This window comes from Ruegeria sp. BG5 (assembly GCF_056538425.1).
Genome location: NZ_JBQFTC010000001.1, coordinates 1,973,501 through 1,989,820, shown reverse-complemented (window position 1 = coordinate 1,989,820; position 16,320 = coordinate 1,973,501). Strand labels below are relative to the sequence as shown.

The 16,320-nt window shown below is 62.0% G+C and carries 19 protein-coding genes; 18 read left to right on the top strand and 1 reads right to left on the bottom strand.

What is annotated here, in order from left to right:
* The first annotated feature begins 414 nt into the window (after positions 1 to 414).
* The 3 genes from ACR0KX_RS09420 to ACR0KX_RS09410 all read left to right on the top strand — a co-directional run bounded on the left by ACR0KX_RS09420 (position 415) and on the right by ACR0KX_RS09410 (position 3,129).
* The gene (locus tag ACR0KX_RS09420) at positions 415 to 1,293 is read left to right on the top strand and encodes a DMT family transporter (protein ID WP_480708353.1); all 879 of its coding nucleotides are present in this window, start codon (positions 415 to 417) and stop codon (positions 1,291 to 1,293) included.
* A 212-nt stretch (positions 1,294 to 1,505) separates the two neighbouring features.
* Positions 1,506 to 1,850: an aldehyde dehydrogenase family protein gene (locus ACR0KX_RS09415; RefSeq protein WP_170621991.1), complete on the top strand. Its 345-nt coding sequence runs from the start codon at positions 1,506 to 1,508 to the stop codon at positions 1,848 to 1,850.
* The gene (locus tag ACR0KX_RS09410; RefSeq protein ID WP_480708351.1) at positions 1,759 to 3,129 is read left to right on the top strand and encodes a DNA-packaging protein; all 1,371 of its coding nucleotides are present in this window, start codon (positions 1,759 to 1,761) and stop codon (positions 3,127 to 3,129) included. The genes ACR0KX_RS09415 and ACR0KX_RS09410 overlap by 92 nt, the downstream gene beginning before the upstream one ends.
* Positions 3,130 to 3,261: 132 nt before the next feature.
* On the opposite strand, the gene ACR0KX_RS09405 is transcribed toward ACR0KX_RS09410, so the two are convergent.
* Positions 3,262 to 3,849, bottom strand: coding sequence for a hypothetical protein (locus ACR0KX_RS09405; RefSeq protein ID WP_170449889.1), 588 nt, complete (start codon positions 3,847 to 3,849; stop codon positions 3,262 to 3,264).
* A gap of 262 nt (positions 3,850 to 4,111) precedes the next feature.
* Between ACR0KX_RS09405 and ACR0KX_RS09400 the strand changes: the two genes are divergently transcribed.
* The 15 genes from ACR0KX_RS09400 to ACR0KX_RS09330 all read left to right on the top strand — a co-directional run bounded on the left by ACR0KX_RS09400 (position 4,112) and on the right by ACR0KX_RS09330 (position 16,315).
* Entirely contained in the window at positions 4,112 to 5,272 is a 1,161-nt protein-coding gene (locus ACR0KX_RS09400) for a phage portal protein (RefSeq protein WP_170621989.1), read from the top strand.
* On the top strand, positions 5,265 to 5,483 hold the full coding sequence (locus tag ACR0KX_RS09395) for a GTA head formation protein, RCAP_rcc01685 family (protein ID WP_170449893.1): 219 nt from the start codon (positions 5,265 to 5,267) through the stop codon (positions 5,481 to 5,483). The genes ACR0KX_RS09400 and ACR0KX_RS09395 overlap by 8 nt, the downstream gene beginning before the upstream one ends.
* A 26-nt stretch (positions 5,484 to 5,509) precedes the next feature.
* Entirely contained in the window at positions 5,510 to 6,055 is a 546-nt protein-coding gene (locus ACR0KX_RS09390; protein ID WP_480626156.1) for an HK97 family phage prohead protease, read from the top strand.
* Between the two features lie 29 nt (positions 6,056 to 6,084).
* A complete protein-coding gene (locus tag ACR0KX_RS09385) occupies positions 6,085 to 7,263 on the top strand; it encodes a phage major capsid protein (RefSeq protein WP_170621987.1) in 1,179 nt (392 codons plus the stop codon).
* 173 nt (positions 7,264 to 7,436) lie between these two features.
* Positions 7,437 to 8,036: a head-tail connector protein gene (locus tag ACR0KX_RS09380; RefSeq protein WP_170621986.1), complete on the top strand. Its 600-nt coding sequence runs from the start codon at positions 7,437 to 7,439 to the stop codon at positions 8,034 to 8,036.
* Complete coding sequence (locus tag ACR0KX_RS09375) at positions 8,033 to 8,371, top strand: phage head closure protein (protein WP_170449902.1); 339 nt, start codon at positions 8,033 to 8,035, stop codon at positions 8,369 to 8,371. Before ACR0KX_RS09380 ends, ACR0KX_RS09375 begins: the two co-directional genes overlap by 4 nt.
* On the top strand, positions 8,368 to 8,781 hold the full coding sequence (locus tag ACR0KX_RS09370) for a DUF3168 domain-containing protein (RefSeq protein WP_170449904.1): 414 nt from the start codon (positions 8,368 to 8,370) through the stop codon (positions 8,779 to 8,781). Before ACR0KX_RS09375 ends, ACR0KX_RS09370 begins: the two co-directional genes overlap by 4 nt.
* A gap of 20 nt (positions 8,782 to 8,801) precedes the next feature.
* Positions 8,802 to 9,215 carry a phage major tail protein, TP901-1 family gene (locus ACR0KX_RS09365; protein WP_170449906.1) on the top strand — a complete coding sequence of 138 codons (414 nt, stop codon included), beginning with the start codon at positions 8,802 to 8,804 and terminating at the stop codon, positions 9,213 to 9,215.
* Positions 9,215 to 9,535, top strand: a complete 321-nt coding sequence (locus ACR0KX_RS09360; protein ID WP_170449909.1) for a gene transfer agent family protein — start codon at positions 9,215 to 9,217, stop codon at positions 9,533 to 9,535. Before ACR0KX_RS09365 ends, ACR0KX_RS09360 begins: the two co-directional genes overlap by 1 nt.
* Complete coding sequence (locus tag ACR0KX_RS09355) at positions 9,532 to 9,741, top strand: rcc01693 family protein (protein WP_170449911.1); 210 nt, start codon at positions 9,532 to 9,534, stop codon at positions 9,739 to 9,741. Before ACR0KX_RS09360 ends, ACR0KX_RS09355 begins: the two co-directional genes overlap by 4 nt.
* Positions 9,728 to 10,390: a phage tail tape measure protein gene (locus ACR0KX_RS09350; protein ID WP_170449913.1), complete on the top strand. Its 663-nt coding sequence runs from the start codon at positions 9,728 to 9,730 to the stop codon at positions 10,388 to 10,390. Before ACR0KX_RS09355 ends, ACR0KX_RS09350 begins: the two co-directional genes overlap by 14 nt.
* 15 nt (positions 10,391 to 10,405) lie before the next feature.
* Positions 10,406 to 11,038: a DUF2460 domain-containing protein gene (locus ACR0KX_RS09345; protein WP_170449915.1), complete on the top strand. Its 633-nt coding sequence runs from the start codon at positions 10,406 to 10,408 to the stop codon at positions 11,036 to 11,038.
* Complete coding sequence (locus tag ACR0KX_RS09340) at positions 11,038 to 11,925, top strand: baseplate hub domain-containing protein (RefSeq protein ID WP_170449917.1); 888 nt, start codon at positions 11,038 to 11,040, stop codon at positions 11,923 to 11,925. Before ACR0KX_RS09345 ends, ACR0KX_RS09340 begins: the two co-directional genes overlap by 1 nt.
* Positions 11,922 to 12,368 carry an NlpC/P60 family protein gene (locus ACR0KX_RS09335; protein WP_170449919.1) on the top strand — a complete coding sequence of 149 codons (447 nt, stop codon included), beginning with the start codon at positions 11,922 to 11,924 and terminating at the stop codon, positions 12,366 to 12,368. Before ACR0KX_RS09340 ends, ACR0KX_RS09335 begins: the two co-directional genes overlap by 4 nt.
* Positions 12,368 to 16,315 (top strand): baseplate multidomain protein megatron, encoded by a 3,948-nt coding sequence (locus tag ACR0KX_RS09330; RefSeq protein WP_480708347.1) that lies wholly within the window; start codon positions 12,368 to 12,370, stop codon positions 16,313 to 16,315. The genes ACR0KX_RS09335 and ACR0KX_RS09330 overlap by 1 nt, the downstream gene beginning before the upstream one ends.
* The last annotated feature ends 5 nt before the right edge of the window (positions 16,316 to 16,320 follow it).

Genomic DNA, 16,320 nt, shown 5'->3' with positions numbered 1-16,320 from the left:
CCTTTTTCCACCCCGGGCCGAACTGGCCGGGGCGCATTTGAAACGTGTCACGCGGCAACCGCGCAACCGGCAGGGGTTTTGCGCGGCCTCGGGACTCACAGGCGAACCCTGTGCCATCCGGCCATCGCATCAAGAACCCTGCGTGAAGGGGAACTGGAGAAGTGTCTGTAGGGCGCTGTGGGGCGGAAGAAGCCCGCCAATGCTCACGCGTCAGCGCTTTGATGGGGCACATGAAGTCTGTGGCGGCGTTTGTCAAGGTGTTGAAGCTGCATTGGGTAAACCCCAAGCGCCTCGTGGTAGAGAATCTGCTGGTGTTCCTGGGCGGTTTGCGGCATCGATTTTGTGGTCCAGGCCGCTGCAATTTGAGCGGGTTGTGCCGCAACCGGAAATGATCGGCACCGAGTATCACAGATGATGTCAAGAAACTTGCACGGCTCTAACCTGAAGGTCGCAAGTGTCGCCCTTGTGTTTGGCGGCATGATGTGGGGGCTGTATTGGATCCCGGTCCGCTTTTTCGTTGATCAGGGACTAAGCGGCGCTTGGCCCGGCATCGTTATGTATTCGGCTGCTCTTGTTGGTCTGGCACCCTTTTTGTGGCGCGACAGGCGGGACTTGTTGCTTCGCTGGCAGGACCTGATGTTCAGTGGCGTGTTCACTGGTGCAGCTTTTGGCCTGTTCACGATCAGCCTGATCTATACCGATGTCGTGCGCGCGATCCTGCTGTTCTACCTCACACCAGTATGGGGAACGATTGTCGGCCTTGTCTTTCTGGGCGAGCGGCTGACCCTGATCCGGCTGTTGGGGCTTGCCTGTGGGCTTGGCGGTATGGTCATCGTCCTCGGGGGCGAGCAGATCATCCCGTGGCCCAGCAATGTCGGGGATTGGGCGGCCCTTCTGTCAGGAATGGCCTGGGCTGTGGGAACACTTGGGCTGTACCGGGCGTCAGGTATTTCTGTTCCGGGGCAGGTCTTTGCGTTCATCACCGGGGCATTGTTGCTGTCAGTGGCCAGTCTGGCCTTCAGCGCGGGCGCGTTGAGCGAGCAGAGCGACGTTATTGTCCGGGTGCTTCCGATTGCGCTGCTGTCGGTCCTATACACGCTGCCGATGATTTTTCTGACAATTTGGCCCGCAACGCTGTTAACGCCTGCGCGGGTCGGTTTGCTTTTGATGAGCGAGATTGTCGTTGGCCTGATTTCCGCTGCCGTGTTCTCGGGCGAACCTTTTGGGCTGCGCGAATTCATCGGCGCGACCCTGATCGTCAGCGCGGCATTGTTGGAAATCGCGCGGGGGTAAGGCCTGAAATCGTCAGGAGATTGACGGCGAAGTGTAAACAGGCCGCACGGTGCGTGTTGCGCGTGTGTTGCGTAAAGCATTGACTTCGCGCACTTTTTTCTATATCGATTGTGCCATGCTAGAAGAGGTGGGCAACGGCCCCGGGGCGACCCGGTGGCCGTTTTTCGTTTCTCTCGTGCGGAGAAAACTCACGCATGAGGTCACAGGCAAACATGACTTTGATTACCCCGGAAGAGCGGATTTCCCAGACGGCTGACTTGTTGCAGTCGCTTGAGCGATCCATTCGCGATCTGCGCCAGGCAGCGGAAGAACTGCGCAGGCAGATCGGAGCCGGGGAGGATGCAGATCTTGCTGGTTCAGCACGGCAACTCGGTCAGCTGGAGGGGCTGATCCGAACGTGCCAGAAAGTGGAGGCAAACTTTGTCGAACAACATCACAGACAAGCCGGAATTGCCCAAGGGGGCTATGCGCTCGACCTTGAGCGCGCTCGATTTGAAATCGGGTGCAGGTTGGCTCGCCTCCGCCGATGCTGCGGTGCGGGAGAGATTTCTGAGTGAGATCGGGGAGGGGGGGCTGTGTGCCCTCCCTTTCCTGTTCGAGTTCTGGGCGCTGCCGCATCAGTTGCCGCCCGAGGGGGACTGGCGATCCTGGGTGATCATGGGCGGGCGTGGCGCGGGCAAGACGCGCGCCGGGTCTGAATGGGTGCGACGGGTGGTCGAGGGGGCCAAGCCGTTGGATCGTGGCGAGGCCAGTCGCGTGGCGTTGGTTGGCGAGACCTTCGATCAGGTGCGCGACGTGATGATCTTTGGCGACAGTGGGATATTGCAATGCTCGCCACCGGATCGTCGGCCTGTGTGGAAGGCGTCCGAGCGCAAACTGATCTGGCCCAATGGGGCCGAGGCGCAGGCGTTTTCCGCGCATGATCCCGAGGGGCTGCGCGGCCCGCAATTCGATGCGGCCTGGGTGGATGAGTTGGCCAAATGGAAAAAGGCGGGCGAGACCTGGGATATGCTGCAATTTGCTTTGCGTTTGGGGGATCGGCCTCGGGTCTGTGTGACCACGACACCAAGGAATGTGAAGGTTTTGAAGGAATTACTGGCCTCTCCGTCCACGGTCCAGACCCACGCGCCGACTGAGGCGAACCGGGCCAATCTGGCGGAGTCATTTCTGGACGAGGTACGCGCCCGTTATGCGGGTACGCGGCTAGGGCGGCAGGAGTTGGATGGTGTGCTGCTGTCTGACGCGGAGGGGGCGCTGTGGACGGGCTCGATGCTAGAGGCGGCGCGCTGTGCGCAGGTGCCCGATTTGGATCGGATCGTTGTGGCGCTGGACCCGGCGGTGACATCCGGTTCAGGCGCAGATGCTTGCGGGATCGTGGTGGTTGGCGCGCAGGTGCAGGGGCCGCCCGGGGACTGGCGCGCCTATGTGCTGGCCGACCGGACGGTGCAGGGCGTTGGCCCGGCGGGCTGGGCGCAGGCGGCGATTGACGCAATGGATGAGTTCGGGGCCGAACGTCTGGTGGCCGAGGTCAATCAGGGCGGGCAGCTGGTGGAAGAGGTGGTGCGGCAGGTGGATCCTCTGGTCCCTTATCGCGCAGTGCGGGCCTCCCGCGGCAAGGTCGCGCGGGCCGAGCCTGTGGCCGCGTTGTACGAGCAGGGGCGGGTGAGCCACGTGGCCGGGCTGGACGCGCTGGAGGAGCAGATGTGCCAGATGACCGCGCGCGGGTTCGAGGGGCAGGGTTCGCCCGACCGAGTCGACGCGCTGGTCTGGGCACTGCATGAGTTGGTTGTGGGACCAGCGGGAGCGTTTCGGTGGCCGAGGGTGCGGAGTTTGTGAGGCTCCTATTTGGTTAAGTTACAGAAGCCCACAGATCGCATTGTCCCTGTAATACCCGTAATCAACTCGTCTTCTTCTTTGCCTGGAAAGACTGTTCTTGATGGGGACATCTTGGGATGCGCACATTCCAGTTTAGCGGTTTTCCTTGATAATCATCACATCGCAAATGTCCCCGATCTTTGAGTAATCCGCTACTAAATGTCCAAGTTCATAGAACGAGTTCACCAGCCCCGCGGAAAAACACGACAGATACTCCGAATTCTCCAAGTCCTCTGGGGAAGTGCCAGTCATATCCATTTTGAGTTTCAGCAAATTTACTGAAAACACAAAAACGTCAGACTTTATAGAGCTGCCGAAGTTGTCCTCGGATAATCTGTATAGATGAGTATCGACCACCGACATAACTTTAATCAGGGGCGTTTGCAGAACCGCAGGGATAAATTTACCATCCTTAGAGTCCGAAAGAAAAATCACTAAGACATCGGAGTCGTCTGGATTGACCCAAGTCAGATTCCGATCAAATTTCCCAACACCTCGATCATGCTGGAGAAGGTAAGAAACGAAGTGCTGTGGCGCGGCAAATGTACTAACGGAAAGCGATTCACTCGCACGACTTTTGGTTGCAGAGCTGAATGCAACTAACCCTGCAGCAAGAAGTGGAATAAGAAGTAGACGCAAATTTACAACCCCAAATACGTGCTTCGAAGAAACCTCACGCACTTATCGGCAGAGGTAAGCAATCACTTAATCTCAGCGCTCATACTCTGCATAGCATTAAGATGAAAGCAAGACGGGGGCATTTGTCTTGGTATTTTGTGGAGCCACAACCATTCGCCGCTACACCTTTGTTTAGTTTGATTGCAGCAAAGGAGCTTTAGGGCCGTTGCCCAACCGCCGTACGCCCCATTCCCAAGCCCTAAACTTCTTTCCGTCATAACTCCTTTCAACAAGCCGGGCAGAGCGGCGGCAGAAAGGAGCACAGATGGTATTCGATTTCTTGCGTCGTGGATCGGCTGGCGAGGCACCCGAGGCGAAGGCGAGCGCGGCGGGACCTGTGGTGGCGTGGCAGACGGGCGGGCGCGTGGCGTGGAGCCCTCGGGACGCGGTGTCGCTGACGCGGACTGGGTTTTCGGGGAACCCGGTGGGGTTTCGCTCGGTCAAGCTTATTGCCGAGGCGGCGGCGGCTCTGCCTTTGGTGTTGCAGGATCAGGCGCAGCGGTTTGATACTCATCCGATCCTGTCGCTGATGCGCCGTCCGAATGCGGCGCAGGGACGGGCGGAGTTGATGGAGGCCCTGTTCGGGCAGTTGCTGCTGTCGGGCAATGCTTATGTTGAGGCTGTACAGGCCGAGGAAGGCTTGCCGGTAGAGCTACATGTGTTGCGCTCGGATCGGATGAGCGTGGTGCCGGGGGCGGATGGCTGGCCTAAGGCGTATGATTACGCGGTCGGTGGCAAGAAGCATCGGTTCGCGGCGGAAAATATCTGTCATATCAAATCGTTCCACCCTCAGGATGATCACTATGGGTTTTCGCCGATGCAGGCGGCGGCGATGGCGATTGATGTGCATAACAGCGCGTCGCGGTGGTCGAAATCGCTTTTGGACAATGCGGCGCGGCCTTCGGGGGCGCTGGTGTGGAAGGGCGATGGCCATGGGGTGATGGCCGAGGATCAGTTCCGTCGTCTGTCGGACGAGATCGAGCAGAACTATCGCGGGGCGCGGAATGCCGGGCGGCCGATGGTTCTGGAAGGGGGGCTGGATTGGAAACCGATGGGTTTCTCGCCCTCGGATATGGAGTTTCAAAAGACCAAGGAAGCCGCCGCCCGCGAGATCGCGCTGGCCTTTGGGGTCCCGCCGATGCTGCTGGGGATTCAGGGCGACGCGACCTATTCGAACTATCAGGAGGCCAACCGGGCGTTTTATCGCCTGACCGTGTTGCCCCTGGTGACGCGGGTGGCGGCGGCGGTGTCGGACTGGCTGGCGGGCTTTACCGGCGAGGAGTTGGTGTTGAAGCCCGATCTGGATCAGGTGCCCGCATTGTCGGCGGAACGCGATGCGCAATGGGCGCGGGTCAACGGGGCCGATTTCCTGAGCGATGCCGAGAAGCGCGCTTTGCTGGGGCTGCCGGAGCGTGCCGATGGCTGAGGGGTATCCCCCGTTCGAATGCGCGCCGGGCCTGCGTCTGGCCGCGCATGAGCGGGTGGCCGAGATCCAGCACGCTCACCTCTGTCGGCGACTGGATCAGATCGAAGAGATGATGGAACGGCTGGAGCGGCGGTTGTGGCTGACGGTCTATGGCGTGGCGGCGGTGATCCTGGCGCAGGCGTTTCAGTCATTCCTTGTGGCGGCGCCATAAAGTCAGTGAGTTACATGGAGAAGTTCATGGATTTGGAACATAAATTCGCGCGGTTTGGGGACGGTCTGTCCGTCTCGGATGATGCGGTGATTGAAGGCTATGCCAGCCTGTTCGGGCAGGTCGATCAGGGCAGCGATGTGGTGCAGCGCGGGGCGTATCGAAGCTCGCTGGCCGGGCTGGCCGAGGCGGGTCAGCGGGTCAAGATGCTGTGGCAGCACGACCCGGCCCAGCCCATCGGCGTCTGGGACGAGGTGCGCGAGGATGACCGGGGCCTTTGGGTCAAGGGACGTCTGCTGGAGGCGACGCAGAAGGGCCGCGAGGCAGCGGAACTGATCCGCGCCGGTGCCATGGACGGACTGTCGATTGGCTATCGCACCAAGCGGGCCGTGAAGAATGACAAGGGCCAGCGGGTCCTGACCGAACTGGAGCTGTGGGAGGTGTCTTTGGTGACCTTCCCGATGCTGCCCAGTGCGCGGGTGGCGGCGAAAGGGGCAGACCCCGAAACCGCGTTCACCTGGCGCAGTATTGCCGAGGTGTTCCGAGATGCCCGGCAGGAGCTGGCGCGGATCTAGCGCCGCAACCCCCCAATAAGGAAGTGCTGATGAGCAAGACCGAGACCCCGGCCTTGACCGGAGAGGGTGCGCCCCTGGTTCAGGAGGTGAAGCAGGCGATGGCTGGCTTCGTGAATGAATTCAAGGGCCTCAAGGCCGAAGTTAAAACCAAACTGCAACAGACAGAAGAGCGACTGACCATGCTGGATCGTAAATCAACCATCGCGGCGCGTCCGCATCTTGCGGCCTCGATCGAAGACGGCGCACCGCATCAGAAGGCGTTCGACGCTTATGTGCGGTCCGGCGAGGATGACGGGCTGCGCGGGCTCGAGATGGAAGCGAAATCGCTGTCCACCGCGGTCAACAGCGATGGCGGCTATCTGGTCGATCCGCAAACCGCTGAGACGGTCAAGTCGGTGCTGAACTCGACCGCTTCGATCCGTTCGATTGCGTCGGTGGTGAATGTCGAGGCGAACTCGTTCGACGTGCTGATCGACCATACCGATGTGGGCGCGGGCTGGGTGGATGAGGCGTCGACTACGGCAGAGACCTCGACGCCGGTGATTGACCGTATCTCGATCCCGCTGCACGAGCTGAGTGCGCTGCCCAAGGCCTCGCAACGTCTGCTGGATGACAGCGCGTTTGACGTCGAAGGCTGGTTGGCCGGTCGCATCGCGGACAAGTTCGCCCGTGCCGAGGCCGCAGCCTTTATCAACGGGGATGGGATCGACAAGCCCAAGGGCCTGATGATCCACCGTGCGGTGGCGAATGACACCTGGTCGTGGGGAAGCCTGGGCTATGTGGCCACCGGCATCGATGGCGGCGTTGATGCGGATGCGATTGTCGATGTGGTCTACGCGCTGGGCGCGCAGTACCGGGTCAATGGCACCTTCGTCATGAACTCGAAAACCGCCGGTCAGATCCGCAAGCTGAAGGACAGCGATGGCCGCTTCCTGTGGTCGGACGGTCTGGCCTCTGGTGAGCCTGCGCGTCTGATGGGCTATCCGGTGCTGATTGCCGAGGATATGCCGGATGCGGCGTCCGACAGCTTTGCCATTGCCTTTGGCGATTTCCAGGCGGGCTACACCATCGCCGAACGCCCCGATCTGCGCGTGCTGCGCGACCCGTTCAGCGCCAAGCCGCATGTCCTGTTTTACGCGACCAAGCGCGTCGGCGGTGACGTGAGCGATTTTGCTGCGATCAAGCTGCTGAAATTCGGCACTGCCTAAGCGGTGACGGATCCGGGGGGCCATTGGCCCCTCGGGCGGCGGGCGCGGGCCGGGGTGAGATCCCCCGCGTTGTCTAGCTGCTCCCCTCCGTCCGAGCAACGTGGGGCGGCGCGTGCCCGCCAATTTCCTGAAGTGACGACCCCCGGAGGGGGCCGAGATTGCGGAGTGAATGGATGATGTTGATCGAAGAAACCGCCATCGCGGATGCGGCGCTGCCGGTGGATCAGTTCAAGGCGCATCTGCGGCTGGGCACAGGCTTTGCCGAGGACAATGTGCAGGACGAGGTGCTGAAGGGTTTTCTGCGGGCAGCGATTGCGGCGATTGAGGCGCGCACGGGCAAGGTTCTGATTGAACGCGCTTTTTCCTGGAGCCTGAACGGCTGGCGCGATCGGTCTGGCGAGGTTTTGCCGGCTGCCCCGGTCTCGGCGATTGATGTGGTCACGGTTACCGACGCGGCTGGCGTGGACAGCGTTGCCGATGACGGTGCTTATCGGCTGGAGCGCGACAGTCAGCGCCCCCGGCTGCGGCCTGTGGCGACTGCTTTGCCCAAGGTCCCGACCGGGGGCAGTGTGAAGATTGATTTCACCGCCGGGCTGTCGGTGGATTGGGGCGGATTGCCCGCCGATCTGGGGCAGGCGGTGCTGCTGCTTGCTGCCCATTACTACGAATATCGCGATGAAACAGCGCTTGGCGCGGGCTGCATGCCCTTTGGCGTCACCAGCCTGATCCAGCGCTACCGGATTGTACGCTTTGGCGCAGGGGTGACCCAATGAGCGCTCCGCATCTGAACCGCAAGCTGGTGCTTGAGGCCCCCATACGCGTGGCCGACGGTGCGGGTGGCTTTGCCGAGACCTGGGAGGCGCTAGGCACAGTATGGGCCGAGATAACAGCGCGCAGCGGGTCCGAGCGATCCATCGCCGGGGTGCCGGTGTCGCGCGTTGGCTATCGCATTGTCGTGCGCGGCGCGCCCGAGGGGTCCTCGATGCGGCCTTCGCCGGATCAGCGTTTCGTGGAAGGCGCGCGCCGCTTTGTGATCCGCGCGGTCGCGGATCGGGACCCACAGGGCCGGTATCTGACCTGTTTCGCAGATGAAGAGGTGGCGGCATGAGTTACGGCGTTTCAGCTGCTTTGCAGGCGGCGGTGTTTCAACAGCTTTCGAACGACGCCGATGTCAGCGCCCAATCCGGTGGCGCGATCTATGACGCGGTGCCCATCGGAACCGTGCCCGAGACCTACGTGACGCTAGGCCCGGAGGAGGTCCGGGAAGCCTCGGACAAATCCGGCGCGGGTGCATTGCATCGGTTCACGGTTTCCGTGGTGTCCGAGGCGGCTGGTTTCAGCGCGGCCAAGATGCTGGCCGGGGCAGTGTGCGATGCGCTGGAAGGCGCGGACCTGACCCTGGATCGGGGGCGTCTGGTTGGGCTGTGGTTCGAACGTGCCCGCGCCCGGCGCACCGGAACAGGCGGCGCGATCCGCCAGATCGACCTGAGATTCCGCGCCCGCGTGGAAGACGACTAAGCAATCAACGGAGAGAGCACATGGCTGCCCAGAACGGAAAAGACCTGTTGGTCAAAGTGGATATGAACGGCACGGGCCTGTTCGAGACCATCGCGGGCCTGCGCGCCACGCGGATCAGTTTCAACGCGGAAAGTGTGGATGTGACAACGCTGGAAAGCCAGGGCGGCTGGCGTGAGTTGCTGTCGGGGGCGGGGGTTAAGTCGGCCTCGATCTCGGGCTCGGGCGTGTTTCGGGACGAAGGCACGGATGAGCGCGCGCGGCAGTTGTTCTTTGATGGTGAGACGCCGGGCTTTCAGGTGATCATTCCCGATTTCGGCATTGTCGAAGGCCCGTTTCAGGTGACCGGCATCGAATACGCAGGCTCGCACAATGGCGAGGCGACCTATGAGATGAGCCTGGCAAGCGCCGGTGCGCTGAGCTTCACGGCGCTCTGATGGCCAATCCGTGGACGGGCGAGGTGGCATTGACCATCGATGGGGAGCGGCGGGTGCTCAAACTGACTTTGGGTGCCTTGGCGGAGTTGGAGCAGGAACTGCAGGCCGGGTCGCTGGTCGATCTGGTGCAGCGGTTCGAAGGTGGGGCCTATTCCAGCAGTGATGTGCTGGCGCTGATCGTGGCCGGATTGCGCGGCGGTGGGGCCGATGTGGCGCGGGCCGATGTGATGCATGCCGAGATCACAGGCGGCCCCATGGCAGGCGCAAAAGCGGCGGCAGAACTACTGGCGCGGGCCTTCATGGTGCCGGGTGGCGCATGAGCGGGTTCGACTGGCCTGTTCTGATGCGGGCCGGTTTCGTCGGCTTGCGCCTGACGCCGGAACAGTTCTGGCGTCTGACCCCTGCCGAGCTGCGGCTGATGCTGGGGCAAGGCGCCGGGATTCCCGCGATGAACCGCGCCGGACTGGACGCGCTGTTGGCGGCCTACCCGGACAAGCAACTAGGAGAGCGTGATGACGGATCGTGACGGGTTTGACGACCTGCAGGAACGGGGCGAGGCACTGGGCGACTCGCTGAGTGATGCGGCCAGCATGGCAGCGGCGTTTGACGGGCAGATGAAGCGCATCAGCGCAGCTTTTGAAGAAACCGGCAAGGATGTCGCCACGCTGGAACGCGGCATGTCCAGCGGGTTGCGCAAGGCCTTTGACGGCGTTGTGCTGGACGGGATGAACCTGTCGGATGCGCTGGACGTGTTGAAGAACTCGCTGATCCAGACGGCCTATGCGGCAGCGATCAAGCCGGTGACGGATCACTTTGGCGGGTTGCTGGCCAACACAGTCGGCAGCGTGGTGCAAGGGGTTCTGCCCTTTGCCGATGGCGGCAGCTTCAGTCAGGGGCGCGTGATGCCCTTTGCCAATGGCGGCGTGATCAGCGGCCCGACCACCTTCCCGATGCGGGGCGGCACGGGGCTGATGGGTGAGGCGGGCCCCGAGGCGATCATGCCCTTGGCCCGCGGGCCGGATGGCAAGCTGGGCGTGCGCACCTCGGGCGGTGGGCGCGCGGTCAATGTCGTCATGAACATCACAACACCTGACGTTCAGGGGTTCCGCCGCAGCCAGGGCCAGATCGCGGCACAGATGAGCCGGGCCCTGGGGCGCGGCAATCGCAACAGATAATTCCGGGAGCAGATCATGAATTTTCACGAGGTCAGATTTCCGGCCAGCCTGAGCTTTGGCTCGGTCGGCGGGCCAGAAAGGCGCACCGATATCGTGACGCTGGCCAACGGGTTCGAAGAGCGCAACACACCCTGGGCGCATTCGCGCCGTCGCTATGATGCGGGGCTGGGCATGCGCTCACTGGACGATATCGAGACGCTGATTTCCTTCTTCGAGGCGCGACAGGGGCAGATGTTCGGCTTCCGCTGGAAGGACTGGTCTGATTTCAAGTCCGGCGTGGCCTCGGCAGATGTTGCGATGGATGATCAGGTCATCGCACTGGGCGACGGGGTGCGCGCCGCGTTTCAACTGGTCAAGACCTATACATCCGGCGGCGTCAGCTATATGCGTCCGATCACCAAGCCGGTTCTGGGCACAGTTGTGCTGGGGCTGGATCAGGACGCCGTGCGCGAGGGCGTGGATTTTGAGGTCGATCTGAACACCGGCTTAGTGACCTTTTCTGATCCGCCACCCGAAGGGGTCGAGATCACGGCAGGGTACGAGTTTGACGTGCCGGTCCGGTTCGACACTGACAAGATCCAGACCAGCGTGGCCAGCTTTCAGGCCGGTGACGTCCCGAATGTTCCCGTGGTCGAGGTGCGTGTCTGATGGCCGGAGATGTTCAGGGACTGCATGGTCATCTGCAAAGCGGGCTGACCACGGTTTGCCGCTGCTGGGCGATAACGCGCACGGATGGGCAGGAATACGGGTTCACCGATCACGATTTGGCGCTGACCTTCGAGGGTCTGACCTTCAAGGCCAGCACCGGCTTGACCGCCGCCGCCATCGAGCAGGCCACCGGCCTGTCAATCGACAATACCGAAGCGATGGGTGCGTTGTCCGATGCAGCTGTGCGCGAGGAGGACATTGAAGCCGGTCGGTTCGATGGCGCTCAGGTACGGGCCTGGCTGGTCAATTGGGCCAATCCGGACCAGCGGATTTTGCAGTTTCGCGGTTCAATTGGTGAGTTGCGGCGCGCTGGTGGTGCTTTTCATGCCGAATTGCGCGGGCTGACGGATTTGCTGAACCGGCCCGTGGGGCGGGTGTATCAAAAGCCCTGCACCGCCGTCCTTGGCGACCGGTCCTGCCGGTTCAATACAGAAGTTGAAGGTTTCTGGGTTGAAGCGGATATCGTCGGGTTCGACGGGGGCACTCAGATCCGACTGGCGGGTGGAGCGGCCTTTGCGTCCGGGTGGTTCAAGCGCGGGCGTCTGGACGTGCTGTCCGGATCTGCCAGTGGGCTTTGGTCCTCGATCAAGACGGATCAGAAAACTGCCGGTGGGCGAGAGATCACCATGTGGTCCAGCATTGGCGGCGGGCTTGCCTTGGGCGACCGCGTCCGTCTGACCGCCGGATGTGACAAACGCATGCGCACCTGCCGGTTGAAGTTCAACAACCTGCTGAATTTCCAAGGGTTCCCTGATCTTCCGGGCGAAGACTGGATGATGGCTGTGCCCAAGAAAAGCAATCCGAACAAAGGGGGAAGCAGGCGGTGAAGCCCAACAGACAGGATATCGTGGACGAGGCGCGCGATTGGCTTGGTACGCCATACGTCCATCAGGCCTCGACCAAGGGGGCGGGCACGGATTGCCTGGGGCTTTTGCGCGGTGTGTGGCGGGCGCAAATCGGGCAGGAGCCCGAAGAGGTGCCGATCTACAGCATGGATTGGTCCGAACCTCAGGGCGAGGAACGGATGTGGGCGGCGGCGCAGCGTCATCTGACCGAAAAGCCAATCGCGGATCTGGCCCCGGCGGATGTGGTGTTGTTCCGCATGCGTGACGCTGGCGTTGCCAAGCATCTTGGGATTGTGACCGGCATCGGCGCGGTCCCGCGATTCATTCATGCCTATTCCGGATATGGCGTTGTGGAAAACGCACTCAGCGATCCGTGGCGTCGCCGCGTGGTCGCTTGTTTTGAATTCCCGTTGGAGGACCGCTGATGGCGACTATTCTATTATCCGCAGCCGGGGCTGCGCTGGGCGGCTCAATCGGTGGTACGGTTGCGGGCCTTTCGACTGCCATCATTGGCCGCGCCGTCGGGGCCACACTGGGACGTGTGATTGATCAGAGATTTCTGAGCCAATCCGTCATGGGCGGCGGCAGTGAAGTGGTGGAAACCGGCCGCATGGACCGGTTTCGCCTGACCGAGACAGGCGAGGGTGCCCCGGTTTCGACCGTGTTTGGCCGGATGCGGGTCGGCGGGCAGGTGATCTGGGCATCGGACTTTCTGGAAACCCGCAGTGAAACCACCGAAGGCGGCGGGGGTGGCAAAGGCAAGCCCAAAGCCCCCGAGGTTACGACCGTCACCTACAGCTACTCGATCTCGCTGGCGATTGCCGTTGGCGTCGGTACGATTGCCGATGTCGGGCGTATCTGGGCCGATGGGGAAGAGCTGGAGCACAACAGCCTGAACATGCGCATCTATCGCGGTACGGCAAATCAGTTGCCGGACCCGCTGATCGAGGCGATTGAGGGCGCGGGAAATGTTCCGGCCTATCGCGGTACGGCTTATGTGGTGATCGAGGATTTTCAGCTTGCCGCGTTCGGCAACCGCGTCCCGCAATTCTCTTTCGAAGTTGTGCGTCCCTCACAGAGCGACATGCCAGACTATGAAACCTCGCTTCCCCAACTGGTGCAGGGCGTCGCGCTGATGCCCGGCACGGGTGAATATGCGCTGGCCAGTCAGCAAGTGAACTATGCGCTGGGCTACGGCAAGAACGCACCGGCCAATGTCAGCTCGGCATCAGGTCGGACCGATCTGGTGTCGTCCACGCGGGCGTTGGGACGGGAACTGCCGGGATGCGACGCCGCCTCGCTTATCGTTTCGTGGTTCGGGGATGATCTGCGCTGCGCGTCCTGCGAAATTCGGCCAAAGGTCGAGCGTCGGGATGCGGATGGACAGGGGATGCCATGGCGTGTCTCGGGCGTCCGGCGCAGTTACGCTCAGATCGTAGCGCATGACGACAATCGCCCGGTTTATGGCGGAACCCCGGCGGATGCTTCTGTGGTCGAGGCGATCCGGCACCTGAAACAGCGCGGCAAGCGGGTCATGTTCTATCCGTTCATTCTGATGGAGCAGTTGAAGGGCAACGGTTTGCCTGACCCCTGGTCTGATAACGCCAACCAGCCGCACCTGCCATGGCGCGGGCGCATCACCTTGAATATCGCGCCGGGACGTACCGGATCGCCGGATCAAACCATCTCGGCGGATGTGCAGGTGGCGCAGTTCTTCGGGACGGCACGCGCCAGCGATTTTGTGGTTGGCGACGGCGTTGTCACCTATACCGGTCCGCAGGAATGGGGCCTTCGCCGCTTCATTCTGCATTATGCGGCGTTGTGCAAGGCCGCGGGCGGGGTCGATTCCTTCTGCATTGCGTCCGAGATGCGGGGCCTGACTCAGATCCGCGGTGCCGACGGGTTCCCGGCGGTGGCGCAGCTGCGCGCGCTGGCATCCGAGGTGCGCAAGATTTTGGGTCCAAACACGAAAATCGGCTATGCGGCGGATTGGAGTGAGTATTTCGGCTATCAGCCACCCGGCACCAGTGATCGCCTGTTCCACCTCGATCCCTTATGGGCAGATGATGACATCGATTTTGTCGGCATCGACAACTACATGCCCCTGTCCGACTGGCGCGACGGTGAGGATCATCTGGATGCCGCCGCAGGCGCACCGTCGATCTACGATCTGGACTACCTTCGCAGCAATATCGAAGGCGGCGAGGGGTATGATTGGTACTATGCCTCGCCGGAAGAGGACGTGGCGCAAATTCGCACTCCGATCGAGGATGGCGAGCATGATGAGCCGTGGATCTGGCGGTACAAGGATTTGCGCAACTGGTGGTCGAACACGCATCACGACCGGATTGATGGTGTGAGGCAGGCAAACCCGACCGATTGGGTGCCGGGGTCGAAACCGATCTGGTTCACGGAATTGGGCTGCGCCGCCATTGACAAGGGCACGAACCAGCCGAACAAGTTTCTGGACCCCAAATCCTCGGAATCCCGGCTTCCGGCCTACTCGAACGGGATGCGCGACGATTTCATTCAGGTTCAGTATCTGACAGCGATGCTGACCTATTGGACCGATCCTCAGGTCAACCCGAAGTCACCCGTCTATGGCAAGCCCATGGTGGATCTGTCGAATGCCTATGTCTGGGCGTGGGATGCGCGACCGTTCCCGGCCTTTCCGAACCGGCGCGGAAAATGGAGCGACGGGGCGAACTATGCCCGTGGTCATTGGCTGAATGGCCGGTCCGGTGCGCGGACGCTGGCCTCGGTCGTGACCGAGATCTGCCATGGCGCGGGTGTCACCGATATTGACGTCAGCGGCCTGTACGGCGTGGTGCGCGGCTATGTGATCGAGGATGTCACCAACGCGCGCTCGGCTCTGCAACCGCTGATGCTGCGCTATGGGTTTGACGCAATCGAGCGGGATGGCGTGTTGCGGTTCCAGATGCGGGACGGTTTTGGTGCCATTGATTTGGACCCGGATCACCTGGCGATCAGCACCGATCTTGACGGCACAGTCGAATACCGCCGCGAGGCCGAGGCCGAGATGACCGGTCGGGTCCGTCTGCGCTTTGTCCAATCCGACTCTGACCACGATATTGTGGCGGAAGAGGCAATTTTGCCCGACGACAAAACTCATTCTGTCGCGATCAACGAAATGCCCTTGTCGATGACGCGCGGCGAGGGGCGGCAAACCGCTGAGCGGTGGTTGAGCGAGGCGCGGGTGTCTCGTGACTCGGCGCGTTTCGCGCTGCCGCCCTCCATGATGCATCTGGGGGCAGGGGACGTGGTGCGGTTGTCTGACGACGACACCGGTGCGCGGTACCGGATCGATCGGCTGGAAAGCGCCGGTTTGCAACTGGCCGACGCGGTGCGCATCGAACACGGTGTCTACAAGCTGTCGGACATCGAAGACGAACCCCCGACCGTCCGGCCCTATCTTGCACCGGTGCCCGTTTTGCCGGTCTTCATGGACCTGCCGCTGATCACAGGGGCCGAGGTGCCGCATGCCCCGTATCTGGCTGTTGCAGCGGACCCATGGCCGGGAAATGCTGCCGTCTACAGCTCGACCAATGATCAGGGCTATACGTTAAGCGACGTGATCACTGCCCCGGCGACGATTGGCCTGACCGAAACGCCCCTGCGGCGCGCGAGTGCCGGGGTCTGGGATAACGGCCCGCTACTGCGGGTCCGGTTGATTGACGGCCAGTTGGAATCCCAACCGCGCGAGTCTTTGCTGAACGGTCTCAATCTGGCGGCCATCGGGGATGGAACGCCCGGCAACTGGGAGATTTTCCAGTTCTCAAGCGCCCATCTCGAAAGCCCCGGTGTCTATGCCTTGTCCGGGCGTTTGCGGGGGCAGTTGGGGACGGATGCCTTGATGCCGGACGCATGGCCCGATGGCTCACTCTTTGTGCTGCTGAATGACAGCGTCTCGCAGATCAACCTGCTGCGGACCGAGCGGCGTGTGGACAAGCACTATCGCATCGGACCGGCAACGCGCGGCTATGATGATCCGGCTTATGAGCACCTGATTCACGCCTTCGACGGCAACGGGTTGCGGCCCTATTCCCCCGCGCATCTGGCGGTGCGTCAGACCTCCGCCGGTCATCAGGCGACATGGGTCCGGCGCACCCGTCTGGACGGTGATGATTGGTCTGGTCTGGATGTTCCGCTGGGCGAAGAGACCGAGTCTTATCTCGTTCGGGTCCACTCGGGCGGCGCGGTCATTCGCGAAGACCTCACGACCCAGCCCCGCTGGACCTATTCAACGGCGATGCGAATGGCGGATGGCGTGACCGGACCGTTCGAGATCGAGATCGCGCAGGTCTCGGCCATATTCGGACCGGGCGCATCGGCGCGCGTGGCGGTTGGGTAAATCGC

Excerpts from the sequence above, each read along its gene's own strand:
- ACR0KX_RS09420 (WP_480708353.1), top strand. The coding sequence starts at position 415 with ATGTCAAGAAACTTGCACGGCTCTAACCTGAAGGTCGCAAGTGTCGCC.
- ACR0KX_RS09415 (WP_170621991.1), top strand. The coding sequence starts at position 1,506 with ATGACTTTGATTACCCCGGAAGAGCGGATTTCCCAGACGGCTGACTTG.
- ACR0KX_RS09410 (WP_480708351.1), top strand. The coding sequence starts at position 1,759 with ATGCGCTCGACCTTGAGCGCGCTCGATTTGAAATCGGGTGCAGGTTGG.
- ACR0KX_RS09400 (WP_170621989.1), top strand. The coding sequence starts at position 4,112 with ATGGTATTCGATTTCTTGCGTCGTGGATCGGCTGGCGAGGCACCCGAG.
- ACR0KX_RS09395 (WP_170449893.1), top strand. The coding sequence starts at position 5,265 with ATGGCTGAGGGGTATCCCCCGTTCGAATGCGCGCCGGGCCTGCGTCTG.
- ACR0KX_RS09390 (WP_480626156.1), top strand. The coding sequence starts at position 5,510 with ATGGATTTGGAACATAAATTCGCGCGGTTTGGGGACGGTCTGTCCGTC.
- ACR0KX_RS09385 (WP_170621987.1), top strand. The coding sequence starts at position 6,085 with ATGAGCAAGACCGAGACCCCGGCCTTGACCGGAGAGGGTGCGCCCCTG.
- ACR0KX_RS09380 (WP_170621986.1), top strand. The coding sequence starts at position 7,437 with ATGATGTTGATCGAAGAAACCGCCATCGCGGATGCGGCGCTGCCGGTG.
- ACR0KX_RS09375 (WP_170449902.1), top strand. The coding sequence starts at position 8,033 with ATGAGCGCTCCGCATCTGAACCGCAAGCTGGTGCTTGAGGCCCCCATA.
- ACR0KX_RS09370 (WP_170449904.1), top strand. The coding sequence starts at position 8,368 with ATGAGTTACGGCGTTTCAGCTGCTTTGCAGGCGGCGGTGTTTCAACAG.
- ACR0KX_RS09365 (WP_170449906.1), top strand. The coding sequence starts at position 8,802 with ATGGCTGCCCAGAACGGAAAAGACCTGTTGGTCAAAGTGGATATGAAC.
- ACR0KX_RS09360 (WP_170449909.1), top strand. The coding sequence starts at position 9,215 with ATGGCCAATCCGTGGACGGGCGAGGTGGCATTGACCATCGATGGGGAG.
- ACR0KX_RS09355 (WP_170449911.1), top strand. The coding sequence starts at position 9,532 with ATGAGCGGGTTCGACTGGCCTGTTCTGATGCGGGCCGGTTTCGTCGGC.
- ACR0KX_RS09350 (WP_170449913.1), top strand. The coding sequence starts at position 9,728 with ATGACGGATCGTGACGGGTTTGACGACCTGCAGGAACGGGGCGAGGCA.
- ACR0KX_RS09345 (WP_170449915.1), top strand. The coding sequence starts at position 10,406 with ATGAATTTTCACGAGGTCAGATTTCCGGCCAGCCTGAGCTTTGGCTCG.
- ACR0KX_RS09340 (WP_170449917.1), top strand. The coding sequence starts at position 11,038 with ATGGCCGGAGATGTTCAGGGACTGCATGGTCATCTGCAAAGCGGGCTG.
- ACR0KX_RS09330 (WP_480708347.1), top strand. The coding sequence starts at position 12,368 with ATGGCGACTATTCTATTATCCGCAGCCGGGGCTGCGCTGGGCGGCTCA.